Origin of the sequence: Comamonas piscis (assembly GCF_014109725.1) — a bacterium.
Lineage (GTDB): Bacteria > Pseudomonadota > Gammaproteobacteria > Burkholderiales > Burkholderiaceae_C > Comamonas > Comamonas piscis.
Map to the genome: position 1 here is coordinate 2,099,001 of NZ_CP058554.1, position 16,616 is coordinate 2,115,616.

16 protein-coding genes are annotated in these 16,616 nt (G+C 62.6%); 11 read left to right on the forward strand and 5 right to left on the reverse strand.

Going from position 1 to position 16,616, the window contains the following annotated elements; genetic code table 11:
- Positions 1–66: 66 nt before the first annotated feature.
- Positions 67–861, reverse strand: coding sequence for a GntR family transcriptional regulator (locus HS961_RS09365; protein ID WP_182327438.1), 795 nt, complete (start codon positions 859–861; stop codon positions 67–69).
- Positions 862–1,139: 278 nt separating this feature from the next.
- Here HS961_RS09365 and HS961_RS09370 point away from each other — a divergent pair, with 278 nt between their 5' ends.
- The 6 genes from HS961_RS09370 to HS961_RS09395 all read left to right on the forward strand — a co-directional run bounded on the left by HS961_RS09370 (position 1,140) and on the right by HS961_RS09395 (position 7,916).
- A complete protein-coding gene (locus tag HS961_RS09370) occupies positions 1,140–2,126 on the forward strand; it encodes a malate dehydrogenase (RefSeq protein ID WP_182327439.1) in 987 nt (328 codons plus the stop codon).
- A 16-nt stretch (positions 2,127–2,142) separates the two neighbouring features.
- The gene (gene tam, locus HS961_RS09375) at positions 2,143–2,931 is read left to right on the forward strand and encodes a trans-aconitate 2-methyltransferase (protein WP_182327440.1); all 789 of its coding nucleotides are present in this window, start codon (positions 2,143–2,145) and stop codon (positions 2,929–2,931) included.
- 9 nt (positions 2,932–2,940) lie between these two features.
- Positions 2,941–3,927, forward strand: a complete 987-nt coding sequence (locus HS961_RS09380) for an HpcH/HpaI aldolase/citrate lyase family protein (RefSeq protein WP_182327441.1) — start codon at positions 2,941–2,943, stop codon at positions 3,925–3,927.
- Between the two features lie 52 nt (positions 3,928–3,979).
- Entirely contained in the window at positions 3,980–4,594 is a 615-nt protein-coding gene (locus HS961_RS09385; RefSeq protein WP_182327442.1) for a hypothetical protein, read from the forward strand.
- Positions 4,595–4,664: 70 nt separating this feature from the next.
- Entirely contained in the window at positions 4,665–7,250 is a 2,586-nt protein-coding gene (acnB, locus tag HS961_RS09390; RefSeq protein WP_182327443.1) for a bifunctional aconitate hydratase 2/2-methylisocitrate dehydratase, read from the forward strand.
- Positions 7,251–7,469: 219 nt separating this feature from the next.
- Complete coding sequence (locus HS961_RS09395) at positions 7,470–7,916, forward strand: hypothetical protein (RefSeq protein WP_182327444.1); 447 nt, start codon at positions 7,470–7,472, stop codon at positions 7,914–7,916.
- Positions 7,917–7,945: 29 nt separating this feature from the next.
- Here HS961_RS09395 and HS961_RS09400 read toward each other — a convergent pair whose 3' ends face one another.
- Complete coding sequence (locus HS961_RS09400; protein ID WP_182327445.1) at positions 7,946–8,239, reverse strand: hypothetical protein; 294 nt, start codon at positions 8,237–8,239, stop codon at positions 7,946–7,948.
- 263 nt (positions 8,240–8,502) lie between these two features.
- On the opposite strand from HS961_RS09400, the gene HS961_RS09405 reads away from it, so the two are divergent.
- The gene (locus HS961_RS09405; RefSeq protein WP_182327446.1) at positions 8,503–9,180 is read left to right on the forward strand and encodes a 7-cyano-7-deazaguanine/7-aminomethyl-7-deazaguanine transporter; all 678 of its coding nucleotides are present in this window, start codon (positions 8,503–8,505) and stop codon (positions 9,178–9,180) included.
- Between the two features lie 102 nt (positions 9,181–9,282).
- Here HS961_RS09405 and bfr read toward each other — a convergent pair whose 3' ends face one another.
- A complete protein-coding gene (gene bfr / locus HS961_RS09410) occupies positions 9,283–9,747 on the reverse strand; it encodes a bacterioferritin (protein ID WP_133858588.1) in 465 nt (154 codons plus the stop codon).
- A 209-nt stretch (positions 9,748–9,956) separates the two neighbouring features.
- Between bfr and HS961_RS09415 the strand changes: the two genes are divergently transcribed.
- The gene (locus HS961_RS09415) at positions 9,957–10,775 is read left to right on the forward strand and encodes a nucleotidyltransferase domain-containing protein (RefSeq protein WP_238347850.1); all 819 of its coding nucleotides are present in this window, start codon (positions 9,957–9,959) and stop codon (positions 10,773–10,775) included.
- Here the strand turns inward: HS961_RS09415 and HS961_RS09420 are convergent, their stop codons facing one another.
- A complete protein-coding gene (locus HS961_RS09420) occupies positions 10,776–11,675 on the reverse strand; it encodes a LysR family transcriptional regulator (protein WP_182327448.1) in 900 nt (299 codons plus the stop codon).
- A gap of 165 nt (positions 11,676–11,840) precedes the next feature.
- Here HS961_RS09420 and HS961_RS09425 point away from each other — a divergent pair, with 165 nt between their 5' ends.
- From HS961_RS09425 to HS961_RS09435, 3 genes are all read left to right on the forward strand, one after another.
- On the forward strand, positions 11,841–13,547 hold the full coding sequence (locus HS961_RS09425; RefSeq protein ID WP_182327449.1) for an acyl-CoA dehydrogenase family protein: 1,707 nt from the start codon (positions 11,841–11,843) through the stop codon (positions 13,545–13,547).
- Between the two features lie 96 nt (positions 13,548–13,643).
- Positions 13,644–14,615 carry a Bug family tripartite tricarboxylate transporter substrate binding protein gene (locus tag HS961_RS09430; protein ID WP_238347927.1) on the forward strand — a complete coding sequence of 324 codons (972 nt, stop codon included), beginning with the start codon at positions 13,644–13,646 and terminating at the stop codon, positions 14,613–14,615.
- Positions 14,616–14,633: 18 nt separating this feature from the next.
- Positions 14,634–15,776 (forward strand): CaiB/BaiF CoA transferase family protein, encoded by a 1,143-nt coding sequence (locus HS961_RS09435; protein WP_182327451.1) that lies wholly within the window; start codon positions 14,634–14,636, stop codon positions 15,774–15,776.
- A gap of 77 nt (positions 15,777–15,853) precedes the next feature.
- Here the strand turns inward: HS961_RS09435 and HS961_RS09440 are convergent, their stop codons facing one another.
- On the reverse strand, positions 15,854–16,564 hold the full coding sequence (locus HS961_RS09440) for a DNA/RNA non-specific endonuclease (RefSeq protein ID WP_182327452.1): 711 nt from the start codon (positions 16,562–16,564) through the stop codon (positions 15,854–15,856).
- Positions 16,565–16,616: the final 52 nt, after the last annotated feature.

The window sequence follows — 16,616 nt, forward strand, 5'->3', positions numbered from 1 at the left end:
ATGCAGCGCGCAGGTCTAAGGGTTTCTCTTTAACCCCGTGGTGACTACTCTGACTTGACCGCTGCACTAGCTCAGGGTATTGCTGTAGTGGTGGGTGTCTGTGCGGTAAAGGCCTCGTCGTAATTCCATCGGAACATCGTTGTAGGTATACGCCACACGCTCGACGCTGAGCAGCGGGGTGTGGCCGTCGATGTGTAACAACTCGGCCTGGGCCGGGTCGGGTAAAACGGCGCGCAATTTCTCTTGCGCGCGCACCATGCGCACGCCGTACTCCACCTCGAACATCGCATAGGTGGCACCGGGGTAGTCGCGCATCTGCTCGGCAGACAGGCCCTTGAAGCTGCTGCTCGGCAGCCAGATGTCTTCGACAATCGTGGGAATACCGGCAAACACCAGCACGCGGCGCACATGGATCAGCGATTCGCCGGTGGGTACCTGCAGCAGCTTGCAGATCTCGCTCTGGCCCTTGGTGCTGCGGCAGGAGATGATGTTGCGCTGCGCCGGGCCTTCTTCATTCAGGTCGCCGCTGTCCGGAAGGAGACGCAGGAAGCGGTATTGCACATTGCGCTCGGCATGGGTGGCCACAAAGGTGCCTTTGCCCTGGCGGCGCAGCAGCAGGTTCTCGGCCGCCAGCTCGTCGATGGCCTTGCGCACGGTACCCTGGCTCACGCGGTAGCGCGCGGCCAGCTCCATCTCGCTGGGGATCATTTCGCCCGGTTTCCAGGCACCCGCCTGCAGGCTTTGCAGGATCAAACCTTTGATCTGCTGGTAGAGGGGGCTGAAAGCTGGGGTCGCACCACCCACGCTGTCGCCAGCGGACGTGATTCCGGTGTCGTTTGCATTCGGGGTGGAAGATGTCATGCGCTTGTCTTGGGAGAGATTCAATCTCTCGGGTGCCACAGTGAGCGTGGCACCAATCGGTTCAAATTCTCAGCGCGCATTGTATAGCGCAACCGGGGTCAATCATATCTTATATAAGACATAAGACAAATTGACTGACTGATCTGTTCAAGAGTACACTTACGCGCTGTTTACAGACCTGCCGTCGGGGAATCCCGGTCGCTGATTCCAGTCGTTTTGACACCCTCTCCGATGCTGGCCTGCTTGGACGCCTCTTTTCTATTTTCTGGAGTTATCCCATGAGCAAGAAGCCCGTACGTGTCGCCGTCACCGGTGCCGCTGGTCAAATCGGTTATGCCCTGTTGTTCCGCATCGCTTCGGGCGAAATGCTGGGCAAGGACCAGCCTGTCATCCTGCAACTGCTGGAAATTCCTGACGAGAAGGCACAAAACGCGCTCAAGGGCGTGATCATGGAGCTGGAAGACTGCGCTTTCCCGCTGGTCGCCGGTATCGAAGCCCACAGCGATCCGCTGCAAGCCTTCAAGGACACCGACTACGCGCTGCTGGTCGGTGCTCGTCCTCGCGGCCCAGGCATGGAACGTGCTGACCTGCTGGCTGCCAATGCCCAGATCTTCACCGCCCAAGGCAAGGCCCTGAACGCTGCCGCTTCGCGCAACGTCAAGGTGCTGGTGGTTGGCAACCCTGCCAACACCAATGCCTACATCGCGATGAAGTCGGCTCCCGACCTGCCAGCGAAGAACTTCACCGCCATGCTGCGCCTGGACCACAACCGCGCTGCCTCCCAACTGGCTGCCAAGGGTGGCTTCAAGGTGGGCGATATCCGCAAGCTGACCGTCTGGGGCAACCACTCGCCCACCATGTACGCCGACTACCGTTTCGCCACCGTGGACGGCAAGTCCATCAAGGAAGCGATCAACGACCAGGCCTGGAACAAGGACGTGTTCCTGCCGACCGTTGGCAAGCGTGGCGCCGCCATCATTGCAGCGCGTGGCCTGTCGTCGGCAGCTTCGGCCGCCAACGCCGCTATCGACCACATGCGCGACTGGGCCCTGGGCTCGGCTGGCGAATGGGTGACCATGGGCGTGCCTTCGAACGGTGAATACGGCATCCCTGCTGGCATCATCTTCGGCTTCCCTGTGACCACCGACAACGGCGAATACAAGATCGTCGAAGGTCTGGAGATCGACGCGTTCTCGCAAGAATGCATCGACAAGACCCTGGCTGAGCTGCAAGGCGAGCAAGACGGCGTCAAGCACCTGCTGTAATCAGGCGCCCACCAGCATGCTTGCATGGAATGCCCAGCTCTACAGCCGGTTTGAGGACGAGCGCACGCGCCCGGCCGCTGACCTGCTGGCGCGCGTAGCCCTGCCCAGTGATACCGCCTATGTGGTGGATCTGGGCTGCGGGCCGGGCAATTCCACCGAGCTGCTGGCCCAGCGCTTTGTGCAGGCACGGGTGTTGGGTGTTGACCAGTCGCAAGACATGCTGGCCGCTGCGCGCCAGCGTCTTGCGCATGTGCATTTTGAGCAGGGCGATATCGCCCAATGGCAGGCTCCGCTGCACAACGGGCGTTTGCCCGATTTGATTTTTGCCAATGCGGCCCTGCAATGGGTGCCAGACCACCACGCGCTGCTGCCCCGATTGATGGGCATGTTGGCCCCCGGTGGCGTACTGGCTGTGCAGATGCCGGACAACCGCGACGAACCCAGCCACCGCCTGATGCGCGAAGTGGCCGCGCTGCAGCCCTGGGCTGCAGAGATCGGCGATCCGCATGCCCTGCGCACGGATTTGCTGGCCCTGAATGATTACTACGATGTGCTGGCCCGTGATGCCCAGGTGGATGCCTGGCGTACGGCCTACCAGCACCCGATGGACAGCGCCGAGGCGATTGTCCAGTGGGTGAGCGGCACGGGTCTGCGGCCGTTTCTGCAGCCGCTGCCCTCCGACTTGCAAACCAGCTTTGTGGCCGAATACACCCGCCGCATCGATGCCGCCTACGCTCCGCGCAGCGATGGCCGGCGCCTGCTGGCCTTTCCCCGCTTGTTTTTGGTGGCCCGCCGCCCCATCTAAGCCTTGACCATGAGTATCTCTGCCATCCATCCCGCACAGGTTCTGCTCGGCGCCCAGTCTGGGGCGCTGGCGCTGCCGGTCTGCGACCACTACAGTGGCGTCGAAGACCGCATGCGCAAGAGCCTGGCCTTGCAAGCGCAGATGACGGAAGAGTTCGGCCGCTGCGTGTTCGATGTGACCCTGGACTGCGAAGACGGCGCGGCCGTTGGCCAGGAAAAAGCCCATGCCCAGCTGGTGGCCTCGCTGGCCAAGAACGCGGCACCCGGCGCTCGCGTGGCCGCCCGTGTGCATGCCGCCGACCACGCCGCGCTGGCTGAAGATATCGCCACCATCGCTGGCGAGGCGGGCGACAGGCTCTGCCACATCATGCTGCCCAAGGTCGAGTCGGTGGACGACATCGACCAGGTCGACCGGCTGCTGCAGCGCGCCACCGATGTCCAGATTCCTTTGCATGCACTGATTGAATCACCTCAGTCAGTTCATCGCGCTTTCGAGATCGCAGCCCACCCCCGGGTGCAAAGCATCAGCTTTGGTTTGATGGATTTTGTATCAGCACATGGCGGCGCCATTCCATCCAGCGCCATGGGCGTGCAGGGCCAGTTCACACATCCCTTGGTGCTGCGCGCCAAGCTGGAGATAGCCGCTGCCTGCCATGCCTACGGCAAGGTGCCATCGCACTGCGTGGTGACCGAGTTCAAGAACCCCGATGCGATGGAGCAAGCCGCACGCCGCGCCTATGGCGAGCTGGGCTACACCCGCATGTGGAGCATCCACCCCGCGCAGATCCGTCCCATCCTGCAGGCCTTCGCGCCCACGCAGAGCCAGGTCGACGAAGCGGCCCGCATCGTGCGGGCGGCGGCAGACGCGCAATGGGCGCCGATCAGCGTCGACGGGGTGCTGCACGACCGTGCAAGTTATCGTTACTTTTGGCAAATTTTGGAGCGTGCCGCGCAGACGGGTTGTCCGTTGCCGAGTACAGTTCGGGACTGGCTGTAACCATTCTGGACAGCCGTTTTCCTGTTTCTTGCGTTGTACCGCGGGAGTTGTTATGAAAAATCGCGTGATTTCTTTGTTGGTCTTGGTTCCTGCGCTGACGCTGGCTATGGGCAGTGTGCAGGCACAAGAGAAGAAGGCGGCCACGCCAGCGGCCAAGACGACCGCTGCCAAGCCCGCGGCCAAACCCGTTGCCAAGAAGGCTCCGGCCAAAAAAGCCCCCGCCAAGCGCGCCTCCACCGCCAAAAAGGGTGCGGCAGTCGCTGCGGGCGCCGGTGCAGCAGCCGCCGCGGCCGCCATCCCTGTGCAGCAAACCCTGACCCCCGCCGAGCTGGCCATTGCAGAGCAGGTCTACCAAGGCCGCATCAACTGCGAGCTGGGCGCCTCGGTCAATATCGCCAAGGATTCCGTCAACCCTGGCTACTTCTTCATTGAAGGCAAGGGCTTCAAGTACCACATGTCGCCGGTGGCGACCTCCACCGGTACCGTGCGTCTGGAAGACCAGCATGCAGGCGCCATGTGGCTGCAAGTGGCCAACAAGTCCATGCTGATCAACCGCAAGCTGGGCCAACGCCTGGCCGATGAATGCATGAGCCCCGAGCAAAACCAGGTTGCCGAAGCCATCAAGAAAAACCCACCTGCCGCACTGTTTGAAGGCAACGGCCGCTGATAAGAACAGCGGCGCGGAAGCCCGACGCCTTGCGAGCGCCCCACCATTGAAATAGAGAACCGGAGAACGTATGTTGAAAGCCTACCGCGACCATGTGAGTGAGCGTGCCGCTCTGGGCATCCCCCCGCTGCCGCTGGATGCCAAGCAGGTCGCTGACTTGATCGAGCTGATCAAGAACCCGCCTGCCGGTGAAGACGCATTTCTGCTTGATCTGCTGACCCACCGCGTGCCCCCAGGCGTGGACGATGCCGCCAAGGTCAAGGCTTCCTTCCTGGCTGCCGTGGCGCACGGCGACCTGAAAGTGGCGCTGATCTCCAAGGCCAAGGCCACCGAGCTGCTTGGCACCATGGTGGGCGGCTACAACGTGCATCCGCTGATCGAATTGCTGGATGACGCCGAAGTGGCCGCTGTGGCCGCCGAAGCGCTCAAGAAGACGCTGCTGATGTTCGACTTCTTCAACGACGTCGCAGACAAGGCCAAGGCCGGCAATGCCAAGGCCAAGGAAGTGATGCAAAGCTGGGCGGATGCCGAGTGGTTCACATCGCGCCCCGAAGTCGAGAAGAAGATCACCGTCACCGTCTTCAAGGTGCCCGGCGAGACCAACACCGACGACCTGTCGCCAGCGCCAGACGCCTGGAGCCGCCCCGACATTCCTCTGCACTACCTGGCCATGCTGAAGAACACGCGTCCTGACGCGGCCTTCAAGCCCGAAGAAGACGGCAAGCGCGGCCCCATGCAGTTCATTGACGACCTGAAGAAAAAGGGCCACCTGGTGGCCTATGTGGGCGACGTGGTCGGCACTGGTTCTTCGCGCAAGTCGGCTACCAACTCCATCGTCTGGGCCACCGGCCAGGACATCCCCTTTGTGCCCAACAAGCGCTTTGGTGGTGTGACCTTGGGTGGCAAGATCGCTCCCATCTTCTTCAACACGCAAGAAGATTCGGGCTCGCTGCCCATCGAAGTGGACGTCTCCAAGCTGGAGATGGGCGATGTCATCGACGTGCTGCCCTACGACGGCAAGATCCTCAAGAACGGCGAGACCGTCACCGAGTTCCAACTCAAGAGCGATGTGCTGTTTGACGAAGTGCGCGCTGGCGGCCGTATCAACCTGATCATCGGCCGTTCGCTGACCGCCAAGGCCCGCGAAGCGCTGGGCCTGCCCGCATCCACCGTGTTCCGTCTGCCCCAGGCGCCTGCCGAATCGAACGCTGGCTTCACCTTGGCGCAGAAGATGGTCGGCCGTGCCGTCGGTCTGGCAGAAGGCCAGGGCGTGCGCCCCGGTACCTACTGCGAACCGCGCATGACCACCGTGGGCTCGCAAGACACCACCGGCCCGATGACCCGTGACGAGCTGAAGGACCTGGCTTGCCTGGGCTTCTCGGCCGACATGGTGATGCAGTCCTTCTGCCACACCGCCGCTTACCCCAAGTCGGTGGACGTGAAGACCCACCGCGAACTGCCCCAGTTCATCAGCAACCGTGGCGGCGTAGCCCTGCGTCCTGGTGACGGCGTGATCCACAGCTGGCTCAACCGCCTGCTGCTGCCGGACACCGTGGGCACCGGTGGTGACTCGCACACCCGTTTCCCAATTGGTATCTCCTTCCCCGCAGGCTCCGGCTTGGTGGCCTTTGGTGCCGCTACCGGCGTGATGCCGCTGGACATGCCTGAATCGGTGCTGGTGCGCTTCAAGGGCGAAATGCAGCCTGGCGTGACCCTGCGCGATCTCGTGCATGCGATCCCGCTGTACGCGATCAAGGCCGGTCTGTTGACCGTTGCCAAGGCTGGCAAGATCAACGAGTTCTCGGGCCGCATCCTGGAAATCGAAGGTCTGCCAGACCTGAAGGTCGAGCAAGCGTTCGAGCTGTCCGATGCCTCCGCCGAGCGCTCGGCCGCTGGTTGCACGATCAAGCTCAACCCCGAGCCGGTGCGCGAGTACCTGACCTCGAACATCGTTCTGATGAAGAACATGATCGCCGACGGTTACGCCGATGCCAAGACCCTGCAACGCCGTATCGAAAAAGTGGAAGCCTGGCTGGCCAAGCCCGATCTGCTCGAAGCCGACAAGGACGCCGAATACGCGCACGTCATCGAGATCGATCTGGCCGACATCAAGGAGCCAATCGTCTGCTGCCCGAATGATCCGGACGACGCCAAGTTCCTGTCCGATGTGGCCGGCACCAAGATCGATGAAGCCTTCATCGGTTCGTGCATGACCAACATCGGTCACTTCCGCGCTGCAGCCAAGCTGCTGGGCGGCCAGCGTGACATCCCCGTCAAGCTGTGGGTGGCACCTCCTACCAAGATGGACCAGAGCGAGCTGATCAAGGAAGGCCATTACGCCGCCTTTGGTACCGCCGGTGCGCGTACCGAAATGCCCGGCTGCTCGCTGTGCATGGGCAACCAGGCCCAGGTGCGCGAAGGCGCTACCGTCATCTCGACCTCGACCCGCAACTTCCCCAACCGTCTGGGCAAGAACACCAATGTGTACCTGGGTTCGGCCGAGCTGGCTGCCATTGCCTCGCGCCTGGGCTACTTGCCCAGCAAGGAAGAGTACCTGAAGGAAATGGGCGTGATCGATGCCGACAAGGCCTCCGTCTACCGCTACATGAACTTCAACGAAATTTCGGAATACGCCGAAGTGGCCGAGAAGATCTAAGCAGTCCGCACTGCTGTGCAGGGGCCTTGGCGCCCCTGCCACCCAGAACCCGCTGCGGCGGGTTTTTTCATGCCCGTGCTCGGGGGTTTAGCGCGGCCCGCGTGCAAGAAGCATCGGTGTATGCACAATGTTCGCTGGTCTGGGGCCGGCAGCAATGGCTGTGCCGCCCCCGCCCATGCCGCGAAATGTTTGAAATTGCTGATCGGAGAAATGCGTCAGATGAAGATGTGGAACTATGTGCTGGCCCTGTTGGTGCCGGGAGTGATGGCCAGCGCCAGCTGGGCGCAAACGCAAAACAGCGCACAAGACAATGCCCAGGCAACGGCCGAGGCCGCTGAAGCTCAGCCCTGCGACGGCGCCGTGATGTATGCGCTGGACAACTGGTACCAGGTGCAGCGCTGCGAGCAATCGGGCTTTTTGCTGGCCGATGAGATCACCCAGAGCAGCGCCGACTTTTTGGCCGCACACCAAGGCATTGCGCAAGATGTGCGCAGCCAGAGCCCGCGTGCGCTGCAGGCGCTGACCCTCGCCGGCACCAGCCCCTGGGATTGGAATGACCCAGGCAACCGCAGCACCCTGGAAAACCTCTGCCGCGACACCTTGCAGTCGCAAAAACGCATGGTGACGGAGCCCAGCTGGCGCGAATCGCTGAGCTGCGCGCGCTGATACAGGCAAGCGGGTAGGGCGCCTTTGTACTAGCCCAGCCGCACGTCGAAGTAGGCCTCTTCGACACCAATTCCCTGGAAGCCCGCCTGCCGCGCCTTGTCAAAGGCCTTGAGCCAGGCGCGGGCCAGCACCTCTTGCTGGGCAGAGATCTCACCGCCTTCGGCCGCATCGGTGAAGGCGCTCAGGGCATCCAGCCTGTCTTGCTCGTCGGGAAAAAACTTGTTGATCTCTTTGGCAAAGCGCATTTCTGCGCGCTGTTTCAGGGCAGGGTCAATGCCGTGGCAATCCTGCAGGCTGATGGCGATGGGGGTAGAGACTTCCATAGTTTGAATGACTGTTTAAATAAACAGTGGCAAGTATCCTTGCTAACTGTTTATTTGTACAGCTTTTTATAGTGGCTCGATGCAGAGGCTGTGGTTTGTGGCGCGCGCAGTCCGCAGCAGTGGGCCTTGAGATGGGCGCTGAGCGGTACTGGTTTTAAGCAGCGCGTATACAATACGGCCCCTTATGCCCCAGAACAAACCTGTTTTCGGGCCTCTTTCGTAGCTATGGGTTCCCTCGCCCCCATTGACCAAAAAGGAATGTCATGAACTCCGCTCATGCCGTGCTGACCCCTGTCTCGCGCGTGCCTCTCTATCTCTCCCTGCTGGTGGCCTTCCACGTCGCCATCGTCATTGCCAGCAACTACCTGGTGCAGCTGCCCATCTCGTTGTTTGGCTTTCACAGCACCTGGGGAGCCTTCAGCTTTCCATTTATCTTTTTGGCGACCGATCTGACCGTGCGTCTGATCGGAAAAGTAGAGGCGCGCCGCGTCATCACCCGCGCCATGCTGCCGGCGCTGCTGGTGTCCTATGTCGTGGGCGTCATCTTCCATGAAGGCCGCTTCAACGGCTGGGAAGCGCTGCAAAGCTTCAACAGCTTTGTGTTCCGCATTGCGTTGGCCAGCTTTGCGGCCTATGTGCTGGGCCAGTTGCTCGATATCCAGGTGTTTGACCGCATCCGCCAAAAGAGCCATGCCTGGTGGATGGCGCCCGCTGCCGCCTCGGTGTTTGGCCAGGCGCTCGATACCGCTGCCTTTTTCTCCATCGCCTTCTGGCGCAGTGCCGACCCCTTCATGGCCGCCAACTGGGTGGAGATCGCGCTGGTGGACTATGTCATCAAGCTGGCCGTGAGCCTGCTGCTGTTTGTGCCCGCCTATGGCGTGGTGCTGGCCGCGCTGGTGCGCTCGATGCGCATGCCAACCGCAGCCACCGCTGCACCCTGAGGGGGTTAAACACTGCCAGGCCCGAGGGGGCTGCAGCAGTCGTCGTCATGCAAAAGGCCGTCATATATTGACGGCCTTTTGCTTGGGGGCTTGCAACGCAGATCAGGTCTGGCTTTGCAGGTAGTTGGGCAGGCCCATCATGTTGATCAGGCTCAGCTGCTTTTCCAGCCAGTAGGCATGGTCTTCTTCGGTGTCGCGCAGCTGGGCCAGCAGAATGTCGCGGCTCACATAGTCGCTGTGCTTCTCGCACAGTTCCATGCCCTGGCGCAGGCCGGCACGCACTTCGTACTCGGTGTCCAGGTCCTTTTGCAGCATCTCGGGCACGGTGGCGCCGGGTGTGAATTCCTTGGGGCGCATATCGGGGCGGCCACCCAGCATCAGGATGCGGCGCAGCAGCGCGTCGGCATGCTGGGTTTCTTCCTGCATCTCATGGTCCAGGCGGGTGAACAGCTTGGTAAAGCCCTGGTCTTCGTAGATGCGCGAGTGGGCAAAATACTGGTCGCGTGCGGCCAACTCGCCTCGCAGCAGGTCCTTGAGGTAATCGACGACGTCGGGATGGCCTTGCATGTTCTTGTTCTCGGTAAAGTTTGCGAAGCCTGCAGTATCGCGTGTCTGTGGGAGCTTGGTTGCGAAAGCAGCCAAATGCCCATGTACTACCGCTCTGGATGCGGGCTGTAAGCAGATGCATTCGCATTGCCTATGCCGCCAGCGCGGGCGAGGCCAGCGCATGGGCCGCGATGGTTCTGGCAAGATCAAGGGTTTTGAAGGGAGCGAGCGTGAACCATTCTGAAGCCTGGCAAGAGCAAGTGCATCCTATCGACCCCGCCGTGCGCGCCGACATCGAAGCCAAGCTGGCGCAGATCGAGATCGAGCACCAGGTGCGCATTTTGTTTGCCTGCGAGTCCGGCAGCCGGGGCTGGGGGTTTGCATCGCCTGACAGTGATTACGATGTGCGCTTTGTCTATGCGCCGCGCCTGCCCTGGTACCTGAGCGTCAGCGAACAGCGCGATGTGATCGAGCTGCCGATTTCCGATGTCTTCGATGTCAATGGCTGGGAGCTGCGCAAGGCGCTGGGCCTGCTCAAAAAAGGCAATGCCACCTTGATCGAATGGTTCGATTCGCCGGTCGTCTACCAGGCCGATCCGCTGTTTGTCGCCGACATGCGTGCCGCCATCGAACGCGTACACCTGCCCGCGCGCACGCACTACCACTACTTGCACATGGCAAGCAAAAACTACCGCGAGTACCTGCAGGGCGAGACAGTGCGGCTCAAGAAATACCTCTATGTGCTGCGCCCGCTGCTGGCCTGCCTGTGGGTGTCCGAGGGCAGGGGTGTGGCTCCGATGCGCTTCCAGGATCTGGTCGATGGCACCGTCGTCGACCCGGCGGTGCTCGACGCAATCGCAGCGCTACTGGTGGTCAAGCGCGCGGCCAAGGAGTCCGAGCATGGTGCTGCGATGCCGGTGCTCAATGCCTTTATCGAAACCACCTTGGCGCAGTTGGAGGCCGCACCCGCGCCGCAGGCACCGAGCGTGGACTTTGCGCCGCTCGATGACTTGCTGCTGCGCACCGTGCTGAGCGGCCACACAGCCTGATCACCCGCCTTGCGCCACCGCCTGCACAGCCTCTTGCAGGCTGAGCAGGAGCTTGTGCACCAGCGGGTTGTCCGGCTGGCTGCGCCAGACGGCCAGCAGCTCGGATTGGGGCTGCTCGCCCAGCAGCGGGATGAACACCACATCCGGCATGCCCACGCGCTGCAGCGCGGCCGGCACAATGGCTGAGCCCTGGCCCAGCGACACGAGCGACAGCACGGACAGCCAGTGCCGCACCTCGTGCCGCACCTCCGGCGCAAAGCCGTGGGCCATGCACATCTGGTAGATGCGCTGGTGGTAAAGCGGCGATACGGTGCTGGAGAAGAGCACCAGGCGCTCGTGCTTGAGCTGGGCCAAATCCAGCACGGCATGCCTGGCCAGCGCATGCTGGCGCGGCAGACATGCCACAAAGGGCTCTTGCATCAGCAGCTGGCTGCGCAGGCCTTCGGGCAGCATCACCGAATGCACCAGGCCCATGTCCAGCTCGGCCTGCTGGAGGCCCAGCAACTGCTCGGCGCTGTTGAGCTCGCGCATGTCGATGCGAACCTGCGGATGCGCGCTCTGAAAATGGGCCAGCGCCTGGGGCACGCCCCGGTACAGCGCCGAGCCGACAAAGCCCAGGCGCAAATGGCCGCTTACGCCCTGGCCCACATCCCGCGTCTCTTGCACCGCCTGCCCGGCCAGCGCCAGCAACTGCCGTGCGCGTGGCAGCAGGTGGGCGCCGGCGGCGGTCAGTCGCACGCCCTTGCTGCTGCGCTCAAACAGCGCGGCGCCAATCTCCTCCTCCAGCTGGCGGATGGCGACCGACAGCGGCGGCTGCGAGATGGACAGGCGCTGGGCCGCACGGCTGAAGTGCAGTTCTTCGGCCAAGGTCGCAAAGTAGTTCAGCAGCCGCAGCTCCATGGGCACTCCTATCTATATCGAATAAGTATTGATAAAGAGTTTAATAATATTTGACGCGAATAGCACTGGCTGCTGAAATGACCTAAACCACAGCAAAACAACGCGGCACTGCCGTGCCCTCCACCCAGGAGCCCGCACCGCCCGCCCCGCCATCAGGAGACCCGCATGTCCGCACCGGACCCATCCCAGCGCAGCGCCATCGCGCAGGTGGCACAAGCCAGTGCCCACCCCGTGCCCGATCGCCACGGCAGCAATTTCTACAGCACCGACCCTGCATTGCAGCAGCTCTTGCAGCTCTACCTGCCCGCCGATCTGCTGGCCCATCTGCAGCCCTATCTGCAGCGCATGGGCGAGCTGGCTGGCGGCCGCATCGACGAGTTGGCCAGCATTGCCGACAAGAACCCGCCCACCTTGGAACATCGCAGCCGCGCCGGTGAAGACCGCCAGCGCATCATCAAGCACCCGGCCTATGAAGAGCTGGAGCGCATCGCCTATGGCGAATTCGGTCTGCAGGCGATCTCGCACCGCGACGACATGCTGGGCTGGCAGGGCAAGATGCCGCCCATCGTCAAATATGCGCTGACCTATCTGTTTGTGCAGTCCGAGTTTGGCCTCTGCTGCCCCTTGTCGATGACCGACTCGCTGACCCGCACCTTGAAGAAATTCGGTGCGCCGGAGCTGGTGGCCAAATACCTGCCGCAGTTGCTGTCGCTTGATTGGGACAGCCAGGCCCAGGGCGCCATGTTTATGACCGAGCAGGCTGCTGGCTCCGACATCTCCAACACCCAGACCCTGGCCCAGCCGCAGGCCGATGGCAGCTGGCGGGTGACGGGCGACAAATGGTTCTGCTCCAACCCCGATGCCGAGTTTGCAATGGTGCTGGCCCGTGTGGAAGGCGCAGCGGCGGGCATGAAGGGCATCTCGCTGTTCCTGCTGCCACGCCAACTTGATGACGGCAGCCAGAACCACTATCGCATCATCCGCCTCAAGGACAAGCTGGGCACCAAGTCGATGGCCAGTGGCGAGATTCGCATGGATGGCTCCATTGCCTATTTGATCGGCGAGCAGGGCCGGGGCTTTGTGCAGATGGCCGATATGGTCAACAACTCGCGCCTGTCCAACGGCGTGCGCTCGGCCGGCATGATGCGCCGCGCTGTGGCCGAGGCCGAGTTTGTGGCCAGCGAGCGCGTAGCCTTTGGCAAGCGCCTGCAAGATATGCCGCTGATGCAGCGCCAACTGGACAAGCTGCGCGTGCCCGCCGAGCAGGCGCGGACGATGGTGTTCCAGACCGCCCAGACCTTGATGCGGTCCGATGCAGGCGACAAAGAGGCCTATGCGCTGCTGCGCATCCTCACGCCGATGATCAAGTTCCGCGCCTGCCGCGATGCGCGCAAGGTGACCGGCGACGCGATGGAAGTGCGCGGCGGCTGCGGCTATATCGAGGAATGGACGGACCCGCGCCTGGTGCGCGATGCCCACCTGGGCTCCATCTGGGAAGGCACCAGCAATATCGTTGCGCTCGATGTTGTGCGCGCCATCCAGCGCGAAGGCTCGCTGCCGGTGCTGCAGGCCTATCTGCAAGGCCTGCTGGCGGACTGCCGCATCAGCGCAGGCTACCGCCAGGCATTGGATGCCGCATTGGCCCGCGCCAGTGCGCTGGCCGAGCGTGCCGCACAAGACGGCGGCGCGGTGCTGGCCCGCCAGGCTGCCACCGGTTTGTACAACTGCACCACCGCGATTGCGATGGCCTGGGAAGCCGGCCAGACCGATTCGGCCGAGCGCCTGCGCCTGTCGCAGTTGGTGCTGCTGCACCGCGTGCTGCCGCGCGATCCGCTGGCCAGCGAGGGCATTCCCGCCGATTGGCTGGGCTGAGCCTCAGACCGGCAAACCGGCAGACACACCCATCAACACGCAGGCAGCAGACCTGCACACCTTTAAAAAATGGAGACAAACATGCAAAAATTTTCGATGCGTTGGGCGCTGGCTGCCCTGGGTTGCCTCGGCGGGCTGGGCATGGCATCGGCGCAGGCCGCTGACAAATTCCCCGACCGCCCGATCATGTTCACCGTGCCTTTCCCACCCGGTGGCCCCACCGATGCGATGGCCCGGATTCTGGCAACGGAGCTGACGCGCGAGCTGGGCCAGAGCGTGGTGGTGGAGAACCGTGCAGGCGCGGGCGGCAATATCGGCGCCGAGTATGTGGCGCGCGCCAAGCCCGATGGCTACACCATCATGTTCGGCACCTCGGGCCCGTTGGCTATCAACAAGAGCCTGTACAAGTCCATCAGCTACGACCCGCGCACGAGCTACGCGCCCATCATTTATGTGGGCTACCTGCCCAATATCCTGGTGGTGAAGGCCAGCTTGCCGGTTGACAATGTGCAGGGTCTGATCGCGCTGGACAAGGCCCAGCCCGGCAAGCTCAATTTTGCGTCGTCGGGCAATGGCGCTTCGTCACACCTGGCGGGGGTCATGTTCAACAATCTGGCCGGTACCAAACTGCAGCACATTCCCTATAAGGGCACGGGCCCGGCGCTCAATGATTTGCTGGCGGGACAGGTCGACATGAGCTTTACCGATATCCTGACGGCCATGCCTTATATCAAGGCAGGCAAGGTCAAGCCGCTGGGCGTCGCCACCGCGCGCCGCTCCAGCGCCTTGCCCGACATCCCCACCGTGGCCGAGCAGGGCATGGCCGGGTATGACGTGAGCGTTTTCTTCGGTGTCGTGGCCCCCAAGGGCACGCCGCCCGAGCGCGTGCAGCTGCTCAACCAGGCTTTCTCCAAGGCCTTGGATTCGGACAGTGTGAAAAAGGCCTTTGCTGCGCAGGGCCTGGAGGCATCGCCGGACCGCTCACCCGCCTACCTGGCGCGCTTTATCGGTACTGAAGTGGACAAATGGCAGGCAGTGGTTCAGCAGTCGGGTGTGACGCTGGACTGACACAACGGAAATCGGACGATGACAACAACACAGGCGGCCAATGTTGGCGCTTTGCAGGGCATCAAGGTGCTCGATCTCTCGCGCATCCTGGGCGGGCCGCTGTGCGGCCAGATTCTGGGCGATCATGGCGCCGACGTGCTTAAGGTCGAGCCGCCGCAAGGCGACGACACGCGCAGCTGGGGCCCGCCGTTCCGCGATGGCGTGGCCTCGTACTACCTGGGCCTCAACCGCAACAAGCGCGTGCAGTTCATGGACCTGGCCAGCGCCGAAGGCCAGGCCCAGGTGCGCGCTTTGATGGCGCAGGCCGATGTGGTGGTCGAGAATTTCAAGACCGGCACGATGGAGAAATGGGGCATTGGCTACGCGCAGATGCAGCATGCGTTTCCGCATCTGGTCTGGTGCCGCGTCACCGGCTTTGGCGCCGATGGCCCGCTGGGCAGCCTGCCCGGTTATGACGCCGCCATACAGGCCATGGCCGGGCTGATGAGCATCAACGGCGAGGCCGATCGCGACCCGCTGCGTGTGGGCCTGCCTGTCGTCGACATGGTCACCGGCCTCAATGCCGTCATCGGTGTGCTGCTGGCGCTGCATGAGCGCGGCCGCAGCGGCCTGGGCCAGTTGGTCGATGCCTCGCTGTATGACGCCGGCATCTCGCTACTGCACCCGCATGCCGCCAACTGGTTTATGAACGGAAAGATACCCGGCCGCTCCGGCAATGCCCATCCCAACATCTACCCCTACGATGTCGTGAACACCGGCAGCGCGCCGATCTTTTTGGCCGTCGGCAATGACCGCCAGTTCCGCCTGATGTGCCAGCATCTGGGGCAAGCGGAGCTGGCCGACGACACGCGCTTTGCCACGGCCGGCCAGCGCTCGGTGAACCGCGATGTGCTCAAGCCCTTGCTGGAGCAAGCCTTTGCAGCGCATGACGGTGTGCAGCTGGCCGAGGACTTGATGGCCATCGGCGTGCCCGCCGCACCGGTGCTGAATGTGGAGCAGGCCTTGCAAGCTCCCCATACCGCGCACCGCGAGATGGTTGTGAAGATGGGCGACTACACGGGCCTGGGCGCCCCGGTCAAACTCAGCCGCACCCCCGCGTCCTACCGCTTTGCGCCGCTGACTGAAGGCACGGCGTTTTTGGATGCGGCGAACGACCACTGATCTGTACCATTGACCCGCAAAAAGGCCCATGCCTGCGCACTGCAGCATGGGCCAGTTTTATGGCGCGGCGGCTGTGGTCAGTCCAGCAGGCGAATGCCCGTGCGCTGCACAAACTCTTCGTAGCTCAGCGGCTTGCCCGCCTTGGTCGACGGCTGGTTGTCTTGCAGATGCACCCAGCGCTGGCCGGTGGACGGGTCGTAGACCATTTTGAACACGGCATCGGGCACCCATACCTGGCCGTCGCCGATGGTGCGGCGCTGCTTGCCAAAGACCGGGCCGGTGATCACAAAGACATCGCCCTTGGCGCGGCGGATATAGCTGCGGGTATCCTGCTCGATCTGCGACCAAGCCTTGCCATTCTGGGTAATGTCTTGGGGAACCATATTGGAAAGCAAGTAGCTTTGAGCCTTGCCTTGTTCAGTGCTCATGTCAGCGGCAGCAGCCATATGACCACGACTGAAACCCGAGCTTCGGTAGTCAGAGAGTCTCGCGCGCTCCCGTTCAGGAAGTCGCGCGTCTTCACGGAACTTATCTTTGCGCTTCAAGTCCTTGGCCAAGTTCAGCATGCGCGCATTCAGACGCTGGGCTACAAAAATTGGTGTCTTGGACTGGCCCGAATGCAGCACGGCATATTCATCGAGGCACAGTTCTCTTAGCTGGCCGTAAGCGGTAGTGCTGGGCGGCTTGCCCGAGAAGAACTGCGGGCAGTCATCAAAGCCTGCAGCCAGGGCAGGGGCGGCGGCGCACAGCAGCACTGGCGCCAGGTAAACGGAGAGGCGAGAAAACATAAGCGCGCAAGTGTTGCACAAGATCGGCCCGCCGGGGGCAAAGGCCGGGCAG